The sequence below is a fragment of the Rhizobium sp. Root1204 genome (genome assembly GCF_001424965.1).
Lineage (GTDB): Bacteria > Pseudomonadota > Alphaproteobacteria > Rhizobiales > Rhizobiaceae > Pararhizobium.
The window spans coordinates 330,103-353,084 of the sequence record NZ_LMCZ01000034.1; the positions used below are offsets into that span (position 1 = coordinate 330,103).

General features: G+C 59.1%; 17 protein-coding genes. 9 read left to right on the forward strand and 8 right to left on the reverse strand.

What is annotated here, in order from left to right:
• Window positions 1–16 precede the first annotated feature (16 nt).
• Genes glmS through ASC96_RS22885 form a run of 3 tightly spaced genes read left to right on the forward strand, consistent with a single transcriptional unit; the run spans window position 17 to window position 3,068 of the window.
• Complete coding sequence (glmS, locus tag ASC96_RS22875; protein WP_060505387.1) at window positions 17–1,843, forward strand: glutamine--fructose-6-phosphate transaminase (isomerizing); 1,827 nt, start codon at window positions 17–19, stop codon at window positions 1,841–1,843.
• Window positions 1,840–2,361 carry an N-acetyltransferase gene (locus ASC96_RS22880; RefSeq protein ID WP_060505388.1) on the forward strand — a complete coding sequence of 174 codons (522 nt, stop codon included), beginning with the start codon at window positions 1,840–1,842 and terminating at the stop codon, window positions 2,359–2,361. The genes glmS and ASC96_RS22880 overlap by 4 nt, the downstream gene beginning before the upstream one ends.
• The gene (locus ASC96_RS22885) at window positions 2,358–3,068 is read left to right on the forward strand and encodes a DUF502 domain-containing protein (protein WP_060505389.1); all 711 of its coding nucleotides are present in this window, start codon (window positions 2,358–2,360) and stop codon (window positions 3,066–3,068) included. Before ASC96_RS22880 ends, ASC96_RS22885 begins: the two co-directional genes overlap by 4 nt.
• Here the strand turns inward: ASC96_RS22885 and recG are convergent.
• A complete protein-coding gene (recG, locus tag ASC96_RS22890; protein ID WP_060505390.1) occupies window positions 3,055–5,157 on the reverse strand; it encodes an ATP-dependent DNA helicase RecG in 2,103 nt (700 codons plus the stop codon). The two genes, ASC96_RS22885 and recG, sit on opposite strands and share 14 nt — an antisense overlap.
• A gap of 118 nt (window positions 5,158–5,275) precedes the next feature.
• Between recG and ASC96_RS22895 the strand changes: the two genes are divergently transcribed.
• Both ASC96_RS22895 and mfd read left to right on the forward strand, forming a co-directional pair.
• Window positions 5,276–5,590 carry a succinate dehydrogenase assembly factor 2 gene (locus tag ASC96_RS22895; protein ID WP_060505391.1) on the forward strand — a complete coding sequence of 105 codons (315 nt, stop codon included), beginning with the start codon at window positions 5,276–5,278 and terminating at the stop codon, window positions 5,588–5,590.
• On the forward strand, window positions 5,590–9,096 hold the full coding sequence (gene mfd / locus ASC96_RS22900) for a transcription-repair coupling factor (protein WP_060505392.1): 3,507 nt from the start codon (window positions 5,590–5,592) through the stop codon (window positions 9,094–9,096). Before ASC96_RS22895 ends, mfd begins: the two co-directional genes overlap by 1 nt.
• 56 nt (window positions 9,097–9,152) lie before the next feature.
• Here mfd and ASC96_RS22905 read toward each other — a convergent pair whose 3' ends face one another.
• Both ASC96_RS22905 and ASC96_RS22910 read right to left on the reverse strand, forming a co-directional pair.
• Window positions 9,153–9,818: a DsbA family oxidoreductase gene (locus tag ASC96_RS22905; protein ID WP_060505393.1), complete on the reverse strand. Its 666-nt coding sequence runs from the start codon at window positions 9,816–9,818 to the stop codon at window positions 9,153–9,155.
• Between the two features lie 99 nt (window positions 9,819–9,917).
• Window positions 9,918–11,732: an extracellular solute-binding protein gene (locus ASC96_RS22910; protein ID WP_060505394.1), complete on the reverse strand. Its 1,815-nt coding sequence runs from the start codon at window positions 11,730–11,732 to the stop codon at window positions 9,918–9,920.
• A gap of 284 nt (window positions 11,733–12,016) precedes the next feature.
• Between ASC96_RS22910 and ASC96_RS22915 the strand changes: the two genes are divergently transcribed.
• On the forward strand, window positions 12,017–12,655 hold the full coding sequence (locus ASC96_RS22915) for an invasion associated locus B family protein (protein WP_060505395.1): 639 nt from the start codon (window positions 12,017–12,019) through the stop codon (window positions 12,653–12,655).
• Between the two features lie 87 nt (window positions 12,656–12,742).
• Here the strand turns inward: ASC96_RS22915 and hspQ are convergent, their stop codons facing one another.
• Window positions 12,743–13,072: a heat shock protein HspQ gene (hspQ, locus tag ASC96_RS22920; protein ID WP_060505632.1), complete on the reverse strand. Its 330-nt coding sequence runs from the start codon at window positions 13,070–13,072 to the stop codon at window positions 12,743–12,745.
• Between the two features lie 188 nt (window positions 13,073–13,260).
• Between hspQ and ASC96_RS22925 the strand changes: the two genes are divergently transcribed.
• Both ASC96_RS22925 and ASC96_RS22930 read left to right on the forward strand, forming a co-directional pair.
• On the forward strand, window positions 13,261–14,292 hold the full coding sequence (locus ASC96_RS22925) for a hypothetical protein (protein ID WP_060505396.1): 1,032 nt from the start codon (window positions 13,261–13,263) through the stop codon (window positions 14,290–14,292).
• Window positions 14,293–14,339: 47 nt separating this feature from the next.
• Window positions 14,340–15,374 (forward strand): TAXI family TRAP transporter solute-binding subunit, encoded by a 1,035-nt coding sequence (locus ASC96_RS22930; RefSeq protein ID WP_244482270.1) that lies wholly within the window; start codon window positions 14,340–14,342, stop codon window positions 15,372–15,374.
• A gap of 100 nt (window positions 15,375–15,474) precedes the next feature.
• Here the strand turns inward: ASC96_RS22930 and glnA are convergent, their stop codons facing one another.
• Together glnA and ASC96_RS22940 are read right to left on the reverse strand one after the other, a co-directional pair.
• Window positions 15,475–16,884, reverse strand: a complete 1,410-nt coding sequence (gene glnA / locus ASC96_RS22935; RefSeq protein WP_060505398.1) for a type I glutamate--ammonia ligase — start codon at window positions 16,882–16,884, stop codon at window positions 15,475–15,477.
• Window positions 16,885–16,944: 60 nt separating this feature from the next.
• Window positions 16,945–17,283 carry a P-II family nitrogen regulator gene (locus ASC96_RS22940; RefSeq protein ID WP_018324798.1) on the reverse strand — a complete coding sequence of 113 codons (339 nt, stop codon included), beginning with the start codon at window positions 17,281–17,283 and terminating at the stop codon, window positions 16,945–16,947.
• A gap of 336 nt (window positions 17,284–17,619) precedes the next feature.
• Here ASC96_RS22940 and ASC96_RS22945 point away from each other — a divergent pair, with 336 nt between their 5' ends.
• Window positions 17,620–19,104, forward strand: a complete 1,485-nt coding sequence (locus ASC96_RS22945) for a bifunctional ADP-dependent NAD(P)H-hydrate dehydratase/NAD(P)H-hydrate epimerase (protein ID WP_060505399.1) — start codon at window positions 17,620–17,622, stop codon at window positions 19,102–19,104.
• Here ASC96_RS22945 and ASC96_RS22950 read toward each other — a convergent pair whose 3' ends face one another.
• Together ASC96_RS22950 and uvrA are read right to left on the reverse strand one after the other, a co-directional pair.
• Window positions 19,105–19,908 (reverse strand): DUF72 domain-containing protein, encoded by an 804-nt coding sequence (locus ASC96_RS22950; RefSeq protein ID WP_060505400.1) that lies wholly within the window; start codon window positions 19,906–19,908, stop codon window positions 19,105–19,107.
• Window positions 19,909–19,931: 23 nt separating this feature from the next.
• A complete protein-coding gene (gene uvrA / locus ASC96_RS22955; RefSeq protein WP_060505401.1) occupies window positions 19,932–22,853 on the reverse strand; it encodes an excinuclease ABC subunit UvrA in 2,922 nt (973 codons plus the stop codon).
• Window positions 22,854–22,982 lie beyond the last annotated feature (129 nt).

The window sequence follows — 22,982 nt, forward strand, 5'->3', positions numbered from 1 at the left end:
TGCGGAGAAGAGATATATGTGCGGCATCGTCGGTATCGTTGGAAACCAGCCCGTCTCCGAGCGTCTTGTCGATGCGCTGAAGCGGCTCGAATATCGCGGTTATGATTCCGCCGGCGTCGCGACGATCCATGACGGTGTGCTCGAGCGCCGCCGTGCCGAAGGCAAGCTGGTCAACCTTGAAACCAGGCTGCGCGGCGAGCCGCTGGCCGGCCAGACCGGCATTGCCCACACACGATGGGCAACGCATGGCGCCCCCACAGAAAACAATGCCCATCCGCATTTCACTGACGGCGTGGCTGTCGTCCATAATGGCATCATCGAGAATTTTTCCGAATTGAAGGACGAGCTTGCCGCTGCCGGCGCGACCTTCAAGACGCAAACCGACACCGAGGTCGTCGCACAATTGCTGGCGAAGCTGATCCGCGACGGCATGAGCCACAGGGACGCCATGCAGGCGATGCTGCGACGTGTGACTGGCGCCTATGCTCTGGCCGTCATCTTTCAGGATGCGCCGGACACGATTATGGCCGCCCGCAGCGGCCCGCCGCTTGCTGTCGGTTTCGGCAAGGGTGAAATGTTCCTCGGTTCCGACGCCATAGCGCTGTCGCCGTTCACCAACGAAATCACCTATCTGATCGATGGCGATTGGGCCGTCCTGACAGCTACCAGTATCGAAATCCTTGATCACAGCGGTAATCCGGTGTCGCGTCCGCGTCAGGTGTCGGTTGCCGCAGCCTATATGGTCGACAAGGGCAATCACCGGCATTTCATGGAAAAAGAAATCTACGAGCAGCCCGAGGTGATTTCGCACGCGCTCGGTCACTACGTCGATTTCATTGAGAACAAGGTCAATCCGATCGCCGCCGCGATCGATTTTGCCAAGGTGCCGAGCCTTGCCATCTCGGCTTGCGGCACCGCCTATCTCGCCGGCCTGGTCGGCAAATACTGGTTCGAACGTTATGCCCGCCTGCCGGTCGAAATCGACGTGGCTTCGGAATTCCGTTACCGCGATATCCCGCTGTCGCCGCAATCGGCGGCACTCTTCATCTCCCAGTCCGGCGAAACTGCCGACACGCTGGCTTCGCTGCGCTATTGCAAGGAAAACGGCCTGAAGATCGGCGCCGTCGTCAACGTCAAGGAATCGACCATCGCGCGGGAATCCGACGCGATCTTCCCGATCATGGCCGGCCCGGAAATCGGTGTTGCCTCGACCAAAGCCTTTACCTGCCAGCTGTCCGTGCTCGCAGCTCTTGCCATCGGCGCCGGTCGGGCGCGCGGAACGGTCTCTGAGGCCGAGGAAAAGGTCCTCGTCCGCAGCCTGGCCGAAATGCCGCGCATCATGGGCAAGGTGCTTAACAGCATCCAGCCGACGATCGAAAGCCTGTCGCGCGAATTGTCGAAGTGCAAGGACGTGCTCTATCTCGGCCGCGGCACCAGCTATCCGCTGGCGATGGAAGGCGCGCTGAAGCTCAAGGAAATTTCCTACATTCACGCCGAGGGCTATGCGGCAGGTGAGTTGAAACATGGCCCGATCGCGCTGATCGATGAGAATATGCCGGTTATCGTCATCGCGCCGCATGACCGCTTCTTCGAAAAGACGGTGTCGAACATGCAGGAAGTCGCCGCACGCGGCGGCCGCATCATCTTCATCACCGACGAGAAGGGCGCCGCCGCCTCCAAGCTCGAGACGATGAGCACGATCGTGCTGCCGAATGTCGATGAAATCATCGCACCGATGATCTTCTCGCTGCCGATCCAGCTGCTAGCCTATCATACGGCCGTCTTCATGGGCACCGACGTCGATCAGCCGCGCAATCTGGCCAAATCGGTCACGGTGGAATGATCATACGGCCAGAAAGTCCGACTGATATCCCAGCCATCCGTGATGTTACGATCGCGGCCTTCAGGGATCATCCGCACAGCGACCAGACAGAACACCTGATCGTTGATCGCTTGCGCCAGGCGGGTGCTTTGAGCATTTCGCTGGTGGCAGTGGTGGATGACGAAATTGTCGGCCATATCGCCTTTTCGCCGGTCGAACTGTCCGATGGTTCGAAGGGCTGGTTCGGGCTCGGTCCGGTATCGGTCGTGCCTCAATACCAGGGGCGGGGCATCGGAGGCGCCCTGATCCGCCAAGGGCTGGACATGTTGCGAGATCAGGGAGCGGCCGGCTGCGTCGTCATGGGCGATCCGGATTTATACCGGAAATTTGAGTTCCGTAACGATCCTCGGTTTGTCCTCAAGGATTGTGCGCCGCAATATTTCTTGGTGCAGCCCTTGTCCTCACGTCAGGCGTCCGGCACAGTAAACTATAACGCGGCATTTTACGCTGGCGGCGATGGGCAAGACGGAGTGGCATGACAGACAAACCGGCACGTGGGTTTTTCGCCACGCGGTTGAGGAATTATTTCCTGACCGGTCTGATCATCTGTGCGCCGCTCGCGATTACTGCCTGGATCACCTGGTCGTTCATTCTCTGGGCCGATAGCTGGGTCAAACCCTACCTGCCATTCGATTATAACCCGGACAATTTTCTGCCGTATCCGGTGCCCGGCTTTGGCTTGCTGACAGCATTGATGCTGATAACGCTGGTCGGCTTCTTCACCGCCAACCTCATTGGCCGCAGCGTCGTTGGTTTCGGTGAATCACTGCTTGTCCGCACGCCGCTGGTCCGCTCGATCTACAAGGGCCTGAAGCAGATTTTCCAGACGGTGCTGCAGGATCAGTCGAATTCCTTCAAGAAGGCAGGGCTGATCGAATATCCAAGCCCTGGTCTCTGGGCGCTGGTGTTCATTGCGACGGATGCCAAGGGCGAGATAGCGGTGAAATTTACCGAACGCGGCCTCGACATGGTTGCCGTCTTCCTGCCACCGACGCCGGTACCAACCGCCGGATTCCTGATTTTCGTACCGCGTGAAAAAATTGTGCCGCTCGATATGAGCCCGGAAGATGCTGCCAAGCTGCTTCTGTCGGGTGGGTTGGTCTCGCCCGAATATCTGCCGAAAACTCTGGCAGTCCCGCAGCAGGAAACACCCGCAAAACGCGGCAAGACGCTTAGCCGGCCCTGAGAAAACGGATCGCTTCGTCGCGGCGATGCAGATAGAGCAGAGTTCGCAATGCTTCACCCCGTTCAGTCGTCAGGTCGGGATCCCGCTCGATGACATACGCGGCATCCTTGCGGGCAATTTCCAACAGATCGCCATGCGCTTCCAGGCTGGCGATGCGGAAACCCGGTGTTCCGGACTGCCGCGTGCCAAGCAATTCACCTTCGCCGCGCAGTTTCAGATCCTCTTCGGCGATCAGGAAACCGTCTTCTGTTTCCCGTAGAATCGACAGGCGTGCGCGGCCGTTCTCGCTGAGTGGTCCCTTGTAGAGCAGGATGCAGGTCGAGGCTTCATCACCGCGTCCGACACGGCCGCGCAGCTGATGCAACTGAGCCAGCCCGAACCGTTCCGCATGCTCGATCACCATGATCGTTGCGTCCGGCACATCGACCCCGACCTCGACGACAGTGGTGGCAACAAGAAGCCGGATCTCGCCATTCTTGAAGGCGAGCATCACCGCATCCTTTTCCGCGCCGTTCATGCGTCCATGCACGAGGCCGACATTCGGGCCGAACTGCTTGTCGAGGCTCTGGAAGCGCTCATCGGCAGACATCAGGTCGGAAGCTTCCGATTCCTCGACCAGCGGGCATATCCAGTAGGCTTTCTTGCCTTCGGCCAGCGCGGTGCGCAACCGGTCGACGATTTCACCGGTGCGTTCGGTCGATACCGTCACGGTCTGGATCGGCTTTCGCCCCGCCGGCTTTTCGGTAAGTTTCGAGACGTCCATGTCGCCGAATGCGGCGAGAACCAGCGTGCGTGGGATGGGAGTTGCTGTCATGACCAGCATATGAGGGGAAATGCCCTTGGCCGTCAGCCGCAGGCGCTGGTGCACACCGAAGCGGTGTTGTTCATCGACGACCGCAAGCAGAAGATTGTTATAGACGACGGTGTCCTGGAACAGCGCATGCGTGCCGATGACAATCTGCGTTTCGCCGGATGCGATGCGTTCCAGAATGGCGTCGCGCTCGCGGCCCTTGGTGCGGCCGGTCAGGACGTCGATGGTTACACCGGCAGGTGCCGCCATCTTCGACAGTGTTGCAAAATGCTGGCGTGCGAGAATTTCGGTCGGTGCCATCAGCACGGCCTGACCGCCAGCCTCGACGGCAGCTAGCATCGACATCAGCGCCACCGCGGTTTTTCCAGAGCCGACGTCGCCTTGCAGCAGCCGCAGCATGCGTTCTGTGCCCGCTATGTCCTTCAGCACTTCGCCGATTGCTGTCTCCTGGCTGCCGGTCAGCGAAAACGGCAGGGCTGCAAGCACCGGCTTGCTGAGTTTTCCCGTTGCGTGAACCGGTATTCCGGCAACCTTGCGCAGCCGCTGACGCACCAGCGACAGCGAGAGCTGTCCGGCGAGGAATTCGTCATAGGCAAGCCGCCGGCGGGCGGGCGCCTGTGGATCGAGATCGGTGCCATCGCGCGGATCGTGCAAGGCGAGGAAACAATCACGCGCAGACTGAAAGCCCTGTTTCTGCATCAGGGCTTCTTCAATCCATTCTGGAAAGTCCGGAATGCGAGGCAGGGCCGCCTCGATCGCCTTGCGCAGAATACGGGCAGATAAGCCTGCGGTCATCGGATAGACGGGCTCGACCAGCGGCAGGTTTTCAGCCTCCGTTGCCCGCACCATGTAATCCGGATGAACCATCGATGGACGACCATTGAACCAATCGACCTTGCCACTGACGGTGATGGTCTCGTCCACCGGCAGCGCCTTTTCCAGCCAGTTTCCCTTGACCCGGAAGAAGGTCAGCGCCAGTTCGCCGGTATCATCATGAAGGAAGACGCGGTAGGGCTGGCTGGTGCGCGGCGGTGGTGGCTGATGCCGATCAACCCGGCCGGTAATGGTGACGATGACGCCTTGGGGGGCGCGCGCAATACCGGGCTGATGACGCCGGTCGATCAATGAATGCGGGGCGTGAAAGACAAGGTCGATCACCCGGCAATCGTCAATACTTTCTCGGCCAAGCAGCCGCGCATAGAGTTCGCCGGCTTTCGGGCCGATGCCGGGAAGCGAGTTGAGCGGAGCAAAAAGCGGATCGAGAAGGGCAGGGCGCATGCGGGGCAGACTGAAACTAGGATTAGGTCTTTGGCAAGGCTGACATTTATCTTTTCAGCGTTTATAGAGCCATAGCGAAACGCCGCCTTTCGCGAAGCGGTGGCAGGAAGGACTTTTCATGACCGGCATCACACGCACCAGCGCCGATCTCGATCCGCGCCGCAAACGGATTCTTTTCCGCGCCTGGCACCGGGGAGTGCGCGAGATGGATCTGGTTTTCGGACAGTTCGCCGATAATGAGCTTGCTGATCTGGCAGAGACCGAGCTCGACGAGCTCGAAACGATCATGGGCGAAGAGGACACCGACTTGCTCAAGTGGGTGCTTGGATCGCAGCCGGTACCGGAGCGCTATCGCACGCCATTGTTCAATCGGATCGTGTCCTATCGCCCCGATTTTGATGTGCTGCTTGCCGACAAGGACAAAAACGCCTGATGATCGCCGGTTTTGACCCCAAGAAAGTTGCCCGCGCCACCCGCGAGCTGACCATCGGCCCGGTTCCGGCCGGGGTGGAACCGCTGATCCTTGCCGAGCTTGCCCGCGCCAATGGCCCGGTCGCCTATATTCTGTCTGACGGTCAGCGCATCGCCGATGTCGAGCAGATGCTGGGTTTCGCCGCCCCTGATATTCCCGTCTTGACCCTGCCGGGTTGGGACTGCCTGCCCTATGACCGCGTGTCCCCCAGTGCCGACACGTCAGCGCGGCGCCTGGCAACGCTGAGCGGCCTGATCGCGCACGCGAAAAAACCGCATCCGGCCATCGTGCTCGTCACTGTCAATGCTGCCCTGCAGAAGATGGCGCCGCAGGATATCATCGAAAATCTCGCCTTTTCGGCGCGCCCGGGTGCGATTATCCGCATGGACGATATCGCCGCCCGGCTTGGCCGCAATGGCTTCGAGCGCGTCGCCACGGTTCGCGAGGTCGGCGAATATGCGGTGCGGGGCGGCATTCTCGATGTCTTCGTCCCCGGCAATGATGAGCCGGTGCGGTTGGATTTCTTTGGCGATACCCTGGAAAGCATCCGCTCGTTCGATCCGGCCAGCCAGCGCACCACCGGCAAGGCGCGTTCGCTCGATCTCAACCCGATGAGCGAGGTATCGCTGACGCCGGAAACGATCAGCCATTTCCGCACGCAGTACCTGTCGATGTTCGGCGCGGCCACCCGCGATGACGCGCTTTATCTGGCGGTTTCCGAAGGCCGCCGTTATGCCGGCATGGAACATTGGTTGCCATTGTTCTACGACACGCTCGATACCGTGTTCGATTATCTCGCTGGCTTCCATATCGTCACCGATCATGTTGTTCGCGAAGCCGCTGCCGAGCGGTCCAAGCTGGTTCAGGATTATTACGAGGCCCGCCAGTCGTCGGCCTCGCCGGGAAAATCGCAGATTTCGCAGGGCACGCCCTACAAGCCGGTGCCGCCGGAGATGCTGTATCTCAGTGCCGAGGCGTTCAATGCCGCCTTGGTGTCGCGCAATGCGGTGCGTCTGTCGCCGTTCAGCGAACACGAAGGCGAAGCGCGCCAGGTGATCACCGTCGACGCACGTCTCGGCGTCCGCTGGGCGAAAAACGCCACGGAATCGACCAGCGACGCCGAGCGCGTCAACGTCTTCGATCAGGCCGTCAAATATATCGCCGACCGTCGCGCCAAGGGCGCCAGGGTGCTGATATCAGCGTGGTCGGAGGGATCGCTTGACCGTCTGTTGCAGGTGCTGGCCGAACACGGTCTTGCCAATATCAAGCCGGTCAAGGCGCTGTCCGAAGTCAACAGCCTGAAACCCGGAGAAGCCGCATCCGCTGTCCTCAGTCTCGAAAGCGGCTTTGAAACGGGCAATCTGGTTGTCATCGGCGAGCAGGATATCCTCGGCGACCGCATGGTGCGCCGCTCGAAGCGCCGCAAGCGCGGTGCCGATTTCATCGCGGAAGTGGCTGGTCTGGATGAGGGCAGCATTGTCGTGCACGCCGAACATGGCATCGGCCGGTTTATCGGCCTGCGCACCATTGAGGCCGCCGGTGCCCCGCATGCCTGTCTTGAGCTGGTCTATGCCGATGAAGCAAAACTGTTCCTACCGGTCGAAAACATCGAGCTTCTGTCGCGCTATGGCTCGGAAGGCAGCGATGCCGTGCTCGACAAGCTCGGCGGCGTTGCCTGGCAGGCGCGCAAGGCCAAGCTGAAAAAACGCCTGCTCGACATGGCGGGCGGTCTGATCCGCATCGCCGCCGAACGTCTGACGCGTCATGCGCCGGTTTTGACGACGCCGGAAGGGCTTTACGACGAGTTTGCTGCCCGCTTCCCCTACGACGAGACCGAAGATCAGCTGACGTCGATCGAATCCGTGCGCGACGACCTTGGTGCTGGCCGTCCAATGGACCGGCTCGTCTGCGGTGACGTTGGTTTCGGCAAGACCGAAGTCGCGCTGCGTGCCGCCTTCATCGCTGCGATGAACGGCGTTCAGGTGGCGGTGGTCGTGCCAACGACGCTGCTTGCCCGCCAGCATTTCAAGTCATTCAGCGAGCGTTTTCGCGGACTGCCGGTGCGGATTGCCCAGGCCTCCCGTCTTGTCGGCTCAAAGGAACTGGCGCTGACCAAGAAGGAAGTGGCGGACGGCAAGACCGATATCGTCGTCGGCACGCATGCGCTGCTCGGCGCCTCGATCAATTTTGCCAATCTCGGCCTGTTGATCATCGACGAAGAGCAGCATTTCGGCGTCAAGCACAAGGAACGGCTGAAAGAGCTGAAATCCGATGTACACGTGCTGACGCTGTCGGCAACGCCGATCCCGCGCACGCTGCAACTGGCACTGACGGGCGTTCGCGAACTGTCGTTGATCACCACGGCGCCGGTCGATCGCATGGCAGTGCGCACGTTCATTTCGCCGTTCGATGCGCTGGTGATCCGCGAAACATTGATGCGCGAACATTATCGCGGCGGCCAGAGTTTTTACGTCTGCCCACGATTGGCCGATCTCTCGGAGATCCACGACTTCCTCAAGTCGGATGTGCCGGAACTGAAAGTCGCCGTCGCCCATGGCCAGATGCCTGCGACCGAACTCGAGGACATCATGAACGCCTTCTATGAAGGCCGCTACGATGTTCTCCTGTCGACGACGATCGTCGAATCCGGCCTTGACGTGCCGACGGCCAATACGCTGATCGTGCACCGCGCTGATATGTTCGGCCTGGCGCAGCTCTATCAGCTCCGCGGCCGCGTTGGCCGTTCCAAGGTCCGCGCCTTTGCTTTGTTCACGCTGCCGGTCAACCGGACGCTGACCGGCATGGCGGAACGCCGCCTCAAGGTGCTGCAGTCTCTGGATACGTTGGGGGCAGGTTTCCAGTTGGCAAGCCACGACCTCGATATCCGCGGTGCAGGAAATCTGTTGGGTGACGAGCAGTCAGGGCATATCAAGGAGGTCGGCTTCGAGCTTTACCAGCAGATGCTGGAAGAGGCGGTGGCCGAGCTGAAGGGTGACGAAGAGATCGCCGATAGCGGCTGGTCGCCGCAGATTTCCGTTGGCACGCCGGTAATGATCCCCGACGAGTATGTGCCGGACCTGCATCTTCGCCTTGGCCTTTACCGCCGCCTCGGCGAAATTACCGAGCTTTCCGATATTGATGCGTTTGGCGCGGAATTGATTGACCGGTTCGGTCCACTGCCGCTGGAAGTCCAGCATCTGTTGAAGATCGTCTATATCAAGTCGCTCTGCCGCACCGCCAATGTCGAAAAACTCGATGCCGGCCCGAAGGGGGTCGTCGTGCAGTTCCGCAATCGCGAATTCCCCAATCCGGGCGCGCTGGTGGGCTACATTGCCAAGCAGGGCATCATGGCGAAGATTCGCCCGGATCACAGCATCTTCTTCCAGCGTGATTTCCCAACGCCGGAAAAGCGGCTGGCAGGCTCAGCGGTCGTGATGACGCAGCTGGCCGGTCTGGCAAAAAGTTGATCGCAAACAAAAGCCGCGCAAAATTCTGCGCGGCTTTTTGCTGTGCGGATTAGGCCTCAATTGATCTGCGACGTGTCCTTCATCTTGGCGACGTCACGCAGTGCATCCTCCAGAACTTCGACCGACTGTGCGCCCATGACGGCATATTTACTGTCGATGATGAAACAGGGAACGCCGGTGACGCCCATGCCGCGGGCCATATCGATTTCCTCGGAAACCGCGTCCTTGTCCGCATCCGACGCAAGCAGTGCGGCAATCACTGTGCGGTCGAGGCCGGCCTCGGTTGCAATGTCCAGCAATACCGCGTGATCGCCGATGTTGCGGCCCTCTTCGAAATTCGCCTTGAACAATAAGGTGGCAACTTCGCTCTGGGTGTCGCCGCCTTCGGTCAGTGCCCATCGGATCAGGCGGTGGGCATCAAGCGTATTGGGGCTGATCTTCACGGCATCAAAATTGAAGGCGATTCCGTCCTGTTCACCAAGGCCGGCCAGCATTTCATGGGCGCGATCCACCGCTGCCTGCCCGCCAAGCTTTTCGGCAAGATGGATCTTGTGATCGACGCCTTCCTGCGGCAGATCCGGATTGAGCTGGTACGGCCGCCAGTTAACCGTGACGAGGACATCGCCGGCGACATTCGCGATCGCCTGATCGAGCCGCGCCTTGCCAAGATAGCACCAGGGGCAGACGACGTCCGAGACGACGTCGATATTGACATGGTTCATGCACTTGCTCCTTGCGCGGAATATCGTTGAACAGCGACATAGGCGCAGCGTTTTGCGCTTTCAATGCGTTACCAAAAGTATACCGCCGCCAATTCCACGTTACTGCACAGTTTCGTCAAACCATGCCGGCAACTGGTAGCCATAGAGTGGTACGATACTCGGACGGCCAATCCGCTTTTCACGCGCCACCCATTGCGAGCCGACATGGTAGAGCGGCACCAGATAGAAGTTGGAAACCAACAGGCGATCATGTGCTCGCACGGCTGCCGTAAAATCTTCGACGCTGACGGCGCGCAGGATATGGTCGACCAGCGTATCGACATCCTTATCGGCGACACCGGCAAAATTCGAGCTGCCCTGCTGGTCGCGTGACTGCGATCCCCAATAGGTGACCTGCTCGATGCCCGGAGAGAGCGATGAGGGGAACGATTTCATGATGATATCGTAGTCGAAGGACTGGGTGCGCTGCTGATACTGCGAATCATCGACCGTACGCACGGATGCGGCAATCCCAAGTGCTGCGAGCGAACGCTGATAGGTCAGCGCCAGTTTTTCCTGGCCCTCGTTCTGGGTCATGATCTCGAAGGCGAGCGGTATGCCCTGCGCGCTGAGCATCTTGCCATCCTTGATACCGTAGCCTGCTTCACGCAGCAGCGTCACGGCTTCACGCAACACATTGCGGTCGCGGCCCGAGGCATCGGTCACGGGCAGGCGGTATGTGCCATCGAGGACCGATGGGTTGATGCGGTTTCGTATGTCGCCCAAAAGGCCCAGTTCACGGCTATCGGCAGCAACACCGAGATAGGAAAGTCCCGAGTTCTGCCAGAAGCTTTGCGTGCGGGTATAGGCTCCGTCAAAGAGATTCTTGTTTGCCCATTCGAAATCAAAGACCAATGCCAGGCCCTGACGCAGTTTCGGGTTTTCGAACATCGACCGGCGTGTGTTGAAGACGAAACCGAGCATGCCGGACGGGGTCTTCGGCGTGAACGTGTCCTTGATGACCTTGCCGGACTGGACGGCCGGGAAATTGTAGCTGCGCGCCCATTTTGTTGGGCTGCCTTCCGGATAAATGTCGATCTCACCCTTTTTGAAGGCCTCGAATAGCGAATTATCCTGCAGGAAATATTCGACGGAAATCTCGTCGTAATTATCGAAACCGATCTTTGCCGGCAGATCCTTTGCCCAATAATCAGGATTGCGCTTGTAGACGATCCGCTCTCCGGGTTTCACCTCGGCTACACGATAGGGGCCGGAGCCGAGCGGGAACTTGAGCGAGGTCTGATCAAATGTCGCAACGTCAATCGCATGTTTTGGCAGGATCGGTGTCATGGCGATCAAAAGCGGGAATTCGCGGTCGGCTTTGTCGTTGAATGTAAAGCGGACGCTGCGCTCGCCGATTTTCTCGACCTTGTCGACCTTTGCAAGCCGCGTGCTGAACGGGACGCGCCCCTTGTCGCGAAACAGTTCGAACGTGAAGATGACATCCTCTGGCGTCACCGGCTGTCCATCGGCCCATTTCGCCTTCGGATTGAGATTGAACTGGATAAATGTGCGGTCGTCATCCCACTCCACTGTCTCGGCCAGCAGCCCGTAGAGCGAAAAGGCTTCGTCTCGCGAGCGTTGCATCAGCGAATCATAGACGAGGTTACCGTATTCCGGGTCGAGCATGCCGCGCGCTGTGGTGCGCATGCTCTTCAGAATGAACGGGTTGAGACTGTCGAACGTACCAACCACGCCGTAGGAGACGCGGCCACCCTTCTTGACGTCCGGCTTGACGTAAGGGAAGTTCTTGAAATCGGCGGGCAGGGCGGGTTGGCCGTGCATGGCGATGCCGTGAACCGGCTCTGCCTGTGCAGCTACACCGGTGCCAAGCGTGGCTAGCACCGAAATCAAACCCAAAAATAATGCGCGCAAAGCCCGCCTCCTGCTGTCGTCATCTCGTGAATCACGGCAAATTAACACGTTGATCAGCATTTCCAACCAACCGATACTTTAAAAGCCGATACCGGCCCAAGGACGGAATGCAAAAAAATGGCGGAGAGGCTGGATATCCGTCGCCGCTCGCTGTAACAGGTGTTCCCGGAGACGAGGGTCATGCAATTGCCTCATTTGCCCAACAGGAGAGCGGGCAGCTGACCATTGATCACGAGCGTCTTTAAGACCGCTCAGACACCGGAATTCAGGAGACGGGTATCATTATGATCTTCAAGTCGAACTTCACCAAAAAGGCTGCTTTGTCGGCATTTGCCGGCGCAGTTGCTGTTGCCGCGATGCCGGCCGCGTCTTTTGCACAGCAGGCTGCTGCCGGCGCCGCCCGCCCGCCGCAGGGCTGGTTCAAGGTCTGCACCAAGCAGGAAGACAATGATGTCTGCATCGTGCAGAATCTGTTGACGGCCAGCAATGGTCAGCTGATTACTGCCGTCGGCCTGATCAGCGTTCAGGGCAAGGTCAACCGCAAGGTTCTGCAGGTGTCGGTTCCATCCGCACGCCTGATCCCGCCGGGCATCCAGATGCAGATCGACGGTGGCAAGGGCGCCAAGCTCGACTACGCTATCTGCATGCCTGACAAGTGCGTTGCCGAAGTGCCCCTCAGCGATGCCGTTCTGGCCAGCCTGAAGAAGGGCGGCGAAGTCGTGTTCACGTCGGTTAACTTCCAGCGTGCGCCGAATCCGATCAAGATTTCGCTCGGTGGCTTCACCGGCGTTTTCGACGGCGAGCCGATCGAACAGTCCAAGCTCGAAGAGCGCCAGCGCCTGCTGCAGGAAGAAATGCAGAAGAAGGCTGAAGACGCCCGCAAGAAGTTGGAAGACGCCCAGAAGGCTGCCACCGCAAACTGATTGCCTGTGCCATCAAACAAAAAGCCGCCGCGACAATCTCGCGGCGGCTTTTTGTTTTTCAGGCAAAGCCTTACCGGATGGCTTACCTCAGTGCTGGACAACCGCTTTCGGCTTGTACTGGCCGACAGTCTCCGGATCGAAAAATGCGTTCACTTGGGAATGACGCAAGGGCTTTCCGCTCTCGTCCGAAATGAGGTTCTGTTCGGAGACATAGGCAACGTATTCCGTTTCCTCATTCTCGGCGAGCAGGTGGTAAAACGGCTGATCCCTGGTCGGGCGGACTTCAGCGGGAATTGAATTCCACCATTCCTCGGTGTTGGCATATTCCGGATCGACATCGAAAATGACGCCACGGAATGGAAACACGCGATGGCGAACAACCTGTCCAATCTGAAATTTTGCGTCTCTTTGTTTCATCATGTTAGGTTCCTTTCGCTGTAGTATGTGGTGGTTTTTCCTCAAACATCAAGTGTTACGCTCAGACGTGGCGCGGGCGCTAAACGTCATGGATAGACGCAAGGCGGCGTCGCCGCGCGCCGTTGCTTGCCTCTCCGGGAAAATCATCGTACCTCAAACAAGAGGAGTTCTTCGGTGGCGGATAAAGCATGAGCAATCAGTGGGGTAGGGACCAACAGGCGACACGCGGCCGCGGCTCGTCCGGCCTCGTCTTGCCGGCTGTACTTTGCGTGGCGCTGATTGCTGCCGGTGGCTATTTCTGGTTTGCCCGGCAGGCGATGCAAACCGAAATTGCCGCGTTGAAGACCAGCACGGCCTCACTCACAACCGAACTCGCCGAAGTCACGGCGCAGCGAGACAAGGCGAACAACGACCTCGTCAATTTCAAAAAGAATTCCGGGAACTGGGCCGAGGAGTTGGAAAAAGACTATGCCGAGCTGAAACTGAACGAGGTTCCGAAGCTCACCCGGCTGCTGGACAAGCGCGATGCGGATATTTCGGCGCTTGAAAAACTGCTTTTAACCGAAAAGACCGCGTCCAAATCTGCCTCCGATGATTTTACGGCGACGATTGCCGGGCTGAACGCGCAGTTGAGCGCAGCCAGGGATGATCTTACCGACGCCAGAACGCAGGCGCAAAATCTTGGCGCCGACAAACTTGCCCTGAACAATCAGCTAAACAGCTTGAAGGCGGGTCTCGAAAAGGCAACGGCCAATGCGATAGCAGCGCAAAAAGCATTGGACCAGAAGGTGACGGAAGCCGGGAAACAACCTTCGGCACTCAAGTCGCCGCTTGAACTTGCCCGCGACGCGCAGATCAAGACGCTGGAACAGAGCCTTGGCGAAGAACGCCGCAAAGTTGAGGCGCTGCAAAAGCAACTCGAAGCCGCAGCCGGAATGACTGCCGAAACGCCATCCAATGCGCCTGTGACCGGCAAGCCTGTGCCGGAGACTGGTCAGCCGGCCCCAAGCGTCGAATTGGTGCCGCGTGACCGGTTGATGGTGGACAACATCATTGGCACGACGCGCGGCATGGGTTTCCTAGATGACGAGAAGAAGCAGCGGCTGAAAAACCAGCTGGTATCAGGGGCTTGTGTTACGGATGCGCTGGAGAGCGTCTTTGACAAGGTGCCGCTGGTCCTGATGCGCAACCTGATGCGTGATTTCAAGAGTGATTGCTGACAACCGGTATCCGCCAGCTTGGCGGTCGCCTTACGGGGAGAAACATGATGTTCCGACAGGCTTTTGTGGCCGCGACGATGCTGACAGCGCTCGCGCTTACTCCGGTATCGGCAGCCGAGTTCGAAAAGAACATCATGACCGGCGGGCCGCAGGGTACCTACATCCAGATCGGGCGCGATATTGCAGCCCTCGGCAAGTCCTGCAGCCTGACACTCAACGTCAAGGAATCGGCTGGATCGCTCGAGAATTTCGTCGGCGTGCGCAACAGCAGGAATACCCAGTTCGGCATCGTCCAGAGCGATGTGCTTGAATATCTGAAAACATTCGAGGCCGATGACCCGGAAGTGCAGCAAGCCGTTCGTGGCGTCCGCATCATGTATCCGCTCTACAATGAGGAAATCCATGTTCTCGCCCGCACAGATGTCAAGGACATGGGCGATCTGGCGGGCAAGAAAGTGGCCGTCGGCGTCAAGGACAGCGGCACATTTCTGACGTCCTCGCTGGTTCTCGACATCCTGCAGGTGAAGACCGGAGAGCGGGTGCCGCTCAATCCGGACGCAGCCCTGCCAAAACTTCTCGCTGGTGAGATCGATGCCTTCTTCTACGTCGCCGGCGCACCGGCAGCGCTGTTCAAGAACAATCCGATCGACGGCGCGAAATTCCATCTCGTGCCGATTACCGAAGCGCCGCTTCTGGCGACCTACACACCGTCGCGGATCGACGGTGGAACCTATGCTTTCCAGAAGGAACCGGTCGAGCTGATCGCGGTCAAGGCCGTGATGATGACCTATGATTACGACGTCAAGCGCAACGCCTATCAGCGCGAAAGCTGCAAGGCGGTCTCGGAGTTCTCCAACCTTATCCTCAACAATCTCGACAAGCTGCAGGCGAGCGGCCATCCGAAATGGAAGGATGCCGATCTGACGGCGCTGCCGCCCGGCTGGCAGGTCGGCGTCTGCGTCAAGGCCGGCATGGCGCTCGACTACAAGCCTGCATGCAAGGCGCCAGCGGCAGCAGAACAAGCGCAGGACGGCAACGAGGAATATCTCAATCTGCTGAAACAGCGGCTGAAAAAACAATAACCTGGTCAAAAATCCAAGAACAAAAAAGCCGGATTCTCGCGAATCCGGCTTTTTACATTGATCGTCCGGACCCACCAAAGGCGGGACCGTAATCCGGCTGTTAGGCCGAGTAGTACATGTCGAATTCGACCGGGTGCGGGGTCATTTCGTAGCGCATGACTTCGACCATCTTCAGTTCGATGTAGGAATCGATCTGGTCATCATCGAAGACGCCACCGGCGGTCAGGTACTTGCGATCCTTGTCCAGGCTTTCCAGTGCCTCGCGCAACGAAGCGCAGACGGTCGGGATCTTCTTCAGTTCCTTCGGCGGCAGGTCATAGAGATCCTTGTCCATCGCCTTGCCAGGATGGATCTTGTTCTTGATGCCATCGAGACCGGCCATCAGCATGGCGGCGAAACCGAGATAGGGGTTGCCCAGCGGATCGGGGAAGCGGATTTCGACGCGCTTGGACTTCGGACCCGTGCCGAATGGAATGCGGCAAGAAGCCGAGCGGTTGCGGGCCGAGTACGCCAGCAGAACCGGGGCTTCGTAGCCCGGAACGAGACGCTTGTAGGAGTTGGTCGTCGGGTTGGTGAAGGCGTTGATCGACTTGGCATGCTTGATGATGCCGCCGATGAAGAACAGGCAGCTCTCCGACAGGCCGGCATATTCATCGCCGGCGAACTGCGGCTTTGAGTCCTTCCAGATCGACAGGTGGACGTGCATGCCCGAACCGTTATCGCCGAAGATGGGCTTGGGCATGAAGGTTGCCGTCTTACCATAGGCATTGGCGACCTGGTGGACGACGTACTTGTAGATCTGCACCTTGTCGGCGCTGCGAACGAGCGTGTCGAACTTCACGCCGAGTTCATGCTGGGCGGCCGCTACTTCGTGATGCTGCTTTTCGACGGTGACGCCCATCTCGGTGAGCACCGTCAGCATTTCGGAGCGCATGTCCTGGCACGAATCGACCGGCGGAACCGGGAAGTAGCCGCCCTTGACGCGCGGGCGATGGCCGAGGTTGCCGGTCTCGTAATCGGTATCGTCGTTCGACGGCAGCTCGGATGAGTCGAGCTTGAAGCCGGTATTGTACGGATCGGCCTTGTATTTGACGTCGTCGAAGACGAAGAATTCGGGTTCAGGGCCTGCATAGACGGTGTCGCCGATGCCGGATGCCTTCAGGTAAGCTTCGGCCTTCTTGGCAATGCCGCGCGGATCGCGGTTATAGGCTTCGCCGGAGACCGGGTCGAGAATGTCGCAGACGATAACCATCGTCGATTGCGCAAAGAAGGGATCCATGTGGACGGTCGCCGGATCCGGCATCAGCACCATGTCGGACTCGTTGATGGCCTTCCAGCCGCCGATCGACGAGCCGTCGAACATGACGCCATCGGCGAACATGTCTTCGTCGACACAGCCGATGTCCATGGTCAGATGATGCAGCTTGCCCTTCGGATCGGTGAAGCGCAGATCAACGAACTTGACGTCGTTTTCCTTGATTTGCTTGAGGATATCACTTGCAGTCGTCATGTTTTGAAAGTCCCTCTTTTGAGATGACGAGGTAGGCCTAAACCGAACCGGTTAGGCGGATTAGATGGCGTCGATGCCGGTTTCGCCGGTACGGATGCGGATGACCTCTTCGATATTGGAGACGAAGATTTTTCCGTCGCCAATACGTCCGGTCTGCGCGGCATTCCGTATGGCCTCGATCACGGCCTCCGCATTTTCGTCAGCCAATACGACTTCAACTTTCACCTTCGGGAGAAAATCAACAACGTATTCTGCCCCACGATAAAGCTCCGTGTGACCCTTCTGGCGCCCAAAGCCTTTGGCTTCGGTGACGGTGATCCCTTGCAGGCCAACTTCCTGAAGGGCTTCCTTCACTTCGTCCAGCTTGAAAGGCTTTATGATCGCTTCGATCTTTTTCATGAGAAAATATCTCTCCGCTTCTCCCGTTATGGCAGGCTTATGCCCGCTCGCCCTCAATATGCATTTTATATGCCAGATATGGCAAATGCGATGCTGTTTCGGGTTAAAACACCCTCAGCTGCGATGATCATATCTCTTTCTCCGGAATAAACAGCGTCATTTGCCTATTTTTTATGAATTTTTCTGCCTGAACGCGCTTTGTCCTCAGGGTGCATTGGCTGTTGCTGCGGAAGCCAGCACAGGTCAGTGCGGATTCTGTGCAAATGCCTAAAAAGTAAACAAAGTAAGATCGCGTTTTAAGCTTGTCGGCTCTTCTGCTTGCGGGCATTTTGAGGCATGTCCTTCGACCGCACAGTATCCATTATCACTCCTACGGAAATGTCCGCGATCGACAGCGATGCGGCAGTATCCGGGATCGACAGTTTTGGATTGATGACATCGGCGGGGCTGGCCGTTTCCGCAGCTGCCCTGCGGCTTTATCCACAGGCGCTGCGGTTTGTCGTTCTCTGCGGGCCTGGCAATAATGGCGGCGATGGTTATATCGCCGCTGCCGCGTTGCAGCGAAGCGGCGCGGAGGTCGCCGTTCACGCATTGGGCTGCAGCGCCCGCCTTACGGGCGATGCAGCCCGCGCCCATGCGCAGTGGGCAAAAAGTGTTGAAACACTTGCGGCCTACCAGCCCGAACCTGGAGATGTTGTCATTGACGCCTTGTTTGGCGCCGGCTTGTCCCGTGCCGTTCCGGATGACGCAGCTTTGGTGATGCAGGCCGTGGGTCGGGCCGGAATTCCCGTTATCGCTGTTGACCTGCCGTCCGGTCTTGATGGCCTCACCGGGCAGGTGCTCGGCGAGAGCTTTCGAGCCGGGCATACCGTCACATTCATGGCGCGAAAGCCGGGGCATCTGCTGTTGCCGGGACGCACATTGTGCGGCAGTCTTGAGGTGTTCGATATCGGCATACCCGAACGTATTCTGCTCAACCATACAAGCGGGCTTTGCGAAAATGGCCCGCATCTCTGGGCCGGACTGGCCCATATCCTTGATCCCTCGGCCCATAAATTCAAGCGTGGCCATCTCGCAATCTTTTCAGGCGGGTCGCTTTCGACCGGGGCGGCACGGCTTTCGGCTGCGGCTGGGTTGAAGGCGGGCGCCGGATTGGTGACGGTGGCGTCCGCCTCTGCAGCGCTCACCGCCAATGCAGTTCATCTGACCGCCGTCATGCTGAAGCAGATCGAGGATGCCGCCGCTCTGTCCGACTGGCTTGCCGACAGGCGTATCAGCGCCTTCGTGCTTGGCCCGGGATTTGGCGATCTGGAGAAGGCGCGGCAATATACTCTAATGCTCTGCGACAGGGCGCTGGTGCTTGATGCCGACGGGATTACCGCGTTCAAGGATGATCCAGCCCCACTTTTCAACGCCTTTTCCGGTGGCGAACCCCGGCTGGTGATGACCCCGCACGAGGGCGAGTTCGCCCGGCTGTTTGCCGATATCGACGCCGACCAGACGCTCTCGAAGATTGATCGTGCCCTCGCGGCTGCGAAACGCAGCCATGCCGTGATTGTCTACAAAGGCGCCGATACGGTCATTGCGGCACCAGACGGCCGCGCCGCAATCAACGCCAATGCGCCTCCGTGGCTGGCGACGGCGGGATCGGGCGATACGCTCGCTGGCATCATCGGCGCACACCTGGCGCAGGGCATGCCGGCCTTTGAAGCGGCCGCCGCTGGCGTCTGGAGACACGGCCAGGCAGGCGCTAAGGCAGGCGAGGGCTTGACTGCAGACGATCTCGCCGCAGCGATCGGGCCGTTGCCGCCAGTCCGCTGATCAGTTCACCCGCTTCTGCAGCGCCTGCGCGCCGTTCGGGGCATTGACCTTGCCCTCGGTGATGAAGAAGGCAAACACGTCGCGCGGCTTCTTTTCCGGCTTGTGGCCGGGATCGGCATGCGCGAGATCACTGACATCGCCGCCTGCTGCCCAGATCTTCAGCCGTTCAGCCCAGAGATCGAGGCGTTTTTCATCATAGCAGGTTTTGACGTCATCGCTGCCGGTCTGAAGACGTGTATAGACGAAATCACTAGTGACGTCGGCGATCATCGGATAGTCGAAATGGTCTGCGCAGACGACAGCAACCTTATGCTTGGCAAGCAAGGCGGTGAATTCCGGCGTGCAGAAAGAATCATGCCGTACTTCCACGACATGTTGCAGCGTCAGGCCGTCCTGCTTCTCCGGTAGCAGCGCTAGAAACGCACCAAAATCATCGGCATCGAATTTCTTGGTTGGCATGAACTGCCAGAGGATCGGTCCGAGATGCGGTCCGAGTTCCGTCAGTCCCTGGCCGAGAAATTTGCCGATCGATTCACCGGCTTCCGCCAGCACCTTCTTGTTGGTGGCAAAGCGGCTGGCTTTCAGCGAGAAGACAAAGTCGTCCGGCACTTCCGACGCCCATTTGGCGAATGTTTCCGGCTTTTGAGAGCCGTAATAGGTGCCGTTGACTTCGATGGCTTTCAGCTGGCTGCTGGCATATTCCAGCTGCCGCTTCTTCGCCAGCGTCTCCGGATAAAACGTTCCTTCCCAAGGATCGAAGGTCCAGCCGCCAATGCCGCAGCGGATTGTGCCTGATGTCGACATGCGCTTTCCTCTCCCCGTATCCCTTATTCCGCCGCCGCCATCTTGCGGATCGGCCGCCGCTCCAGAAGTTCCTTGAGGAAGGCGCCGGTATGGGAGCGCTTCTCCTTGACGATATCTTCTGGCGTACCCGCGGCGATCACTTCGCCGCCACCATCACCGCCTTCCGGACCGAAATCGATCACCCAGTCGGCTGTCTTGATGACTTCGAGATTGTGCTCGATGACAACGACCGAATTGCCCTGGTTGACCAGTTCGTGCAGCACTTCCAGAAGCTTGGCGACGTCATGGAAATGCAGGCCGGTGGTCGGTTCGTCGAGAATGTAGAGCGTGCGGCCCGTCGAACGCTTAGACAGTTCCTTGGCTAGCTTGACGCGCTGTGCCTCGCCGCCCGACAGGGTGTTGGCCTGCTGCCCGACCTTGATATAGCCGAGGCCAACGCCTTGCAGCGCCTGCAGCTTGTCGCGCACGGCGGGAACGGCGGCGAAGAACTCGACGCCCTCCTCGACGGTCATATCGAGCACGTCGGCGATCGACTTGCCCTTGAAATGCACGTCGAGCGTTTCGCGGTTGTAGCGCTTGCCGTGGCAGACGTCGCAGGTGACATAGACATCCGGCAGGAAGTGCATCTCGATCTTGATGACGCCATCGCCCTGACAGGCTTCGCAACGGCCGCCCTTGACGTTGAAGGAGAAGCGGCCCGGCTGATAGCCGCGGGTCTTGGCTTCCGGCAGGCCGGCAAACCAGTCGCGGATTGGCGTGAACGCGCCGGTATAGGTGGCCGGGTTGGAGCGCGGCGTGCGGCCGATCGGCGACTGGTCGATGTCGATGACCTTGTCGATGTGCTCGAACCCGTCGATCCGGTCATGCTCGGCCGGATTTTCGCGCGCACCCATGATGCGGCGGGCGGCTGCCTTGTAGAGCGTTTCGATCAGGAAGGTTGATTTGCCGCCGCCCGACACGCCGGTGACAGCCGTGAACACGCCGAGCGGGATCGACGCCGTGACGTTCTTCAGGTTGTTGGCGCGGGCGCCGACGACCGTGATTTCCTTTTTCTTTTTCAGCTTGCGCCGCTCTGCCGGAACCGCGACCGACAGTTCGCCGGAGAGATATTTCCCGGTCAGCGAGTTCGGATTGGCAAGAACTTCCGGCGGCGTGCCTTGTGCCACCACTTCGCCGCCATGAATACCGGCAGCCGGACCGATATCAACGACATAATCGGCCGTCATGATCGCATCCTCGTCATGCTCGACGACGATCACCGTATTGCCGATATCGCGCAGATGCCGCAGCGTATCGAGCAGGCGGGCGTTGTCGCGCTGGTGCAGGCCGATCGACGGTTCGTCGAGAACATAGAGTACACCAGTCAGGCCGGAGCCGATCTGTGAGGCGAGCCGGATGCGCTGGCTTTCGCCGCCCGACAGGGTGCCGGAATTGCGCGAGAGGCTCAGATATTCCAGCCCGACATCGTTGAGGAAGCGCAGCCGCTCGCGAATTTCCTTTAGGATGCGCACCGCGATCTCGTTCTGCTTGGCGTTCATATGTTCAGGCAGGACGTCGAACCAGTCGCGTGCGACGCGGATTGACATCTGCGTGACTTCGCCGATGTGCAGCTTGTTGATCTTAACGGCGAGTGCTTCGGGCTTCAGGCGGAAACCGTTGCAGGACGGGCAGGGGGCTGCCGACATGTAGCGTTCGATTTCCTCACGTGCCCAGGCGCTGTCGGTCTCCTTCCAGCGCCGCTCCAGATTGGGCACGATGCCTTCGAAATTCTTGGTCGTGTTGTAGGAGCGGGCGCCGTCCTCGTAATGAAAGCTGATCTTCTCCTCGGTGCCCTGTAGGATGGCGTGCTTGGCTTCGTCGGAAAGATCGGTCCATTTGCTCGACAGCTTGAAACCGAAGGCTTTGCCAAGCGCTTCGAGCGTCTGATTGTAATAGGGGGATGACGACTTTGCCCAGGGTGCGATGGCACCGCTCTTCAGCGTCTTGTCGGGTTCCGGGACGATGAGTGCTTCGTCTATCTTCTGCTGGCTACCAAGTCCATCGCAGGTCGGGCAGGCGCCGAACGGATTGTTGAACGAGAACAGCCGCGGCTCGATCTCCGAAATGGTGAAGCCGGATACGGGGCAGGCGAATTTTTCGGAAAACAGCACACGCTCATGCGTTTCGTTGAGCGACTTGTTGGCCGCGCCACCAGCTGCGGTTTCCTCAGGCGGCAGCGGCTTGTCGGCAAATTCGGCAATCGCCAGGCCGTCGGCCAGCGTCAGGCAGGTTTCCAGACTGTCAGCGAGGCGCGTCGTCAGGTCGGGGCGCACGACGACACGGTCGACGACAACGTCGATGTCATGCTTGTATTTCTTGTCGAGCGCCGGTGCCTCGGCGATCTCGTAAAACTGCCCGTCAATCTTGACACGCTGAAACCCCTTCTTCATCAGCTCGGCAAGTTCTTTCTTGTACTCGCCCTTGCGGCCACGCACGATCGGCGCGAGAATATAAAGACGGGTGCCTTCGCCGAAATCGACGACGCGATCGACCATTTGGCTGACTGTCTGGCTTTCGATCGGCAGGCCGGTGGCGGGCGAATAGGGCACGCCGACGCGGGCGAAGAGAAGGCGCATGTAGTCGTAGATTTCGGTGACCGTGCCCACCGTCGAGCGCGGATTGCGCGAGGTGGTCTTCTGCTCGATCGAGATGGCCGGGGACAGGCCGTCGATCTGGTCGACATCCGGCTTCTGCATCATCTCAAGGAACTGGCGGGCATAGGCCGACAGGCTCTCGACATAACGCCGCTGCCCTTCCGCATAGATCGTATCGAAGGCAAGCGACGATTTTCCGGAGCCCGATAGGCCGGTCATGACGATCAGCTTGTTGCGCGGCAAATCGAGGTCGATGCCCTTGAGATTGTGTTCGCGCGCGCCGCGGATGGAAATGGTCTCGAGTTTGCTCATCGTGCCCAGCTTTGTATCTGCATTTGAAAGCTTCTATTTAAGTACGGCACAGCGCATGTCGAGGCGCAATCCGAAAAACAGTCAGCCTTCCCGAGTCGGTTGACAGGATATTACGGATTTATTAGAACA

Bases quoted from the DNA above. Each gene is read 5' to 3' on its own strand.
- glmS (WP_060505387.1), top strand. From the start codon at position 17: ATGTGCGGCATCGTCGGTATCGTTGGAAACCAGCCCGTCTCCGAGCGT.
- ASC96_RS22880 (WP_060505388.1), top strand. From the start codon at position 1,840: ATGATCATACGGCCAGAAAGTCCGACTGATATCCCAGCCATCCGTGAT.
- ASC96_RS22885 (WP_060505389.1), top strand. From the start codon at position 2,358: ATGACAGACAAACCGGCACGTGGGTTTTTCGCCACGCGGTTGAGGAAT.
- recG (WP_060505390.1), bottom strand. From the start codon at position 5,157: ATGCGCCCTGCCCTTCTCGATCCGCTTTTTGCTCCGCTCAACTCGCTT.
- ASC96_RS22895 (WP_060505391.1), top strand. From the start codon at position 5,276: ATGACCGGCATCACACGCACCAGCGCCGATCTCGATCCGCGCCGCAAA.
- mfd (WP_060505392.1), top strand. From the start codon at position 5,590: ATGATCGCCGGTTTTGACCCCAAGAAAGTTGCCCGCGCCACCCGCGAG.
- ASC96_RS22905 (WP_060505393.1), bottom strand. From the start codon at position 9,818: ATGAACCATGTCAATATCGACGTCGTCTCGGACGTCGTCTGCCCCTGG.
- ASC96_RS22915 (WP_060505395.1), top strand. From the start codon at position 12,017: ATGATCTTCAAGTCGAACTTCACCAAAAAGGCTGCTTTGTCGGCATTT.
- hspQ (WP_060505632.1), bottom strand. From the start codon at position 13,072: ATGAAACAAAGAGACGCAAAATTTCAGATTGGACAGGTTGTTCGCCAT.
- ASC96_RS22925 (WP_060505396.1), top strand. From the start codon at position 13,261: ATGAGCAATCAGTGGGGTAGGGACCAACAGGCGACACGCGGCCGCGGC.
- ASC96_RS22930 (WP_244482270.1), top strand. From the start codon at position 14,340: ATGTTCCGACAGGCTTTTGTGGCCGCGACGATGCTGACAGCGCTCGCG.
- glnA (WP_060505398.1), bottom strand. From the start codon at position 16,884: ATGACGACTGCAAGTGATATCCTCAAGCAAATCAAGGAAAACGACGTC.
- ASC96_RS22940 (WP_018324798.1), bottom strand. From the start codon at position 17,283: ATGAAAAAGATCGAAGCGATCATAAAGCCTTTCAAGCTGGACGAAGTG.
- ASC96_RS22945 (WP_060505399.1), top strand. From the start codon at position 17,620: ATGTCCTTCGACCGCACAGTATCCATTATCACTCCTACGGAAATGTCC.
- ASC96_RS22950 (WP_060505400.1), bottom strand. From the start codon at position 19,908: ATGTCGACATCAGGCACAATCCGCTGCGGCATTGGCGGCTGGACCTTC.
- uvrA (WP_060505401.1), bottom strand. From the start codon at position 22,853: ATGAGCAAACTCGAGACCATTTCCATCCGCGGCGCGCGCGAACACAAT.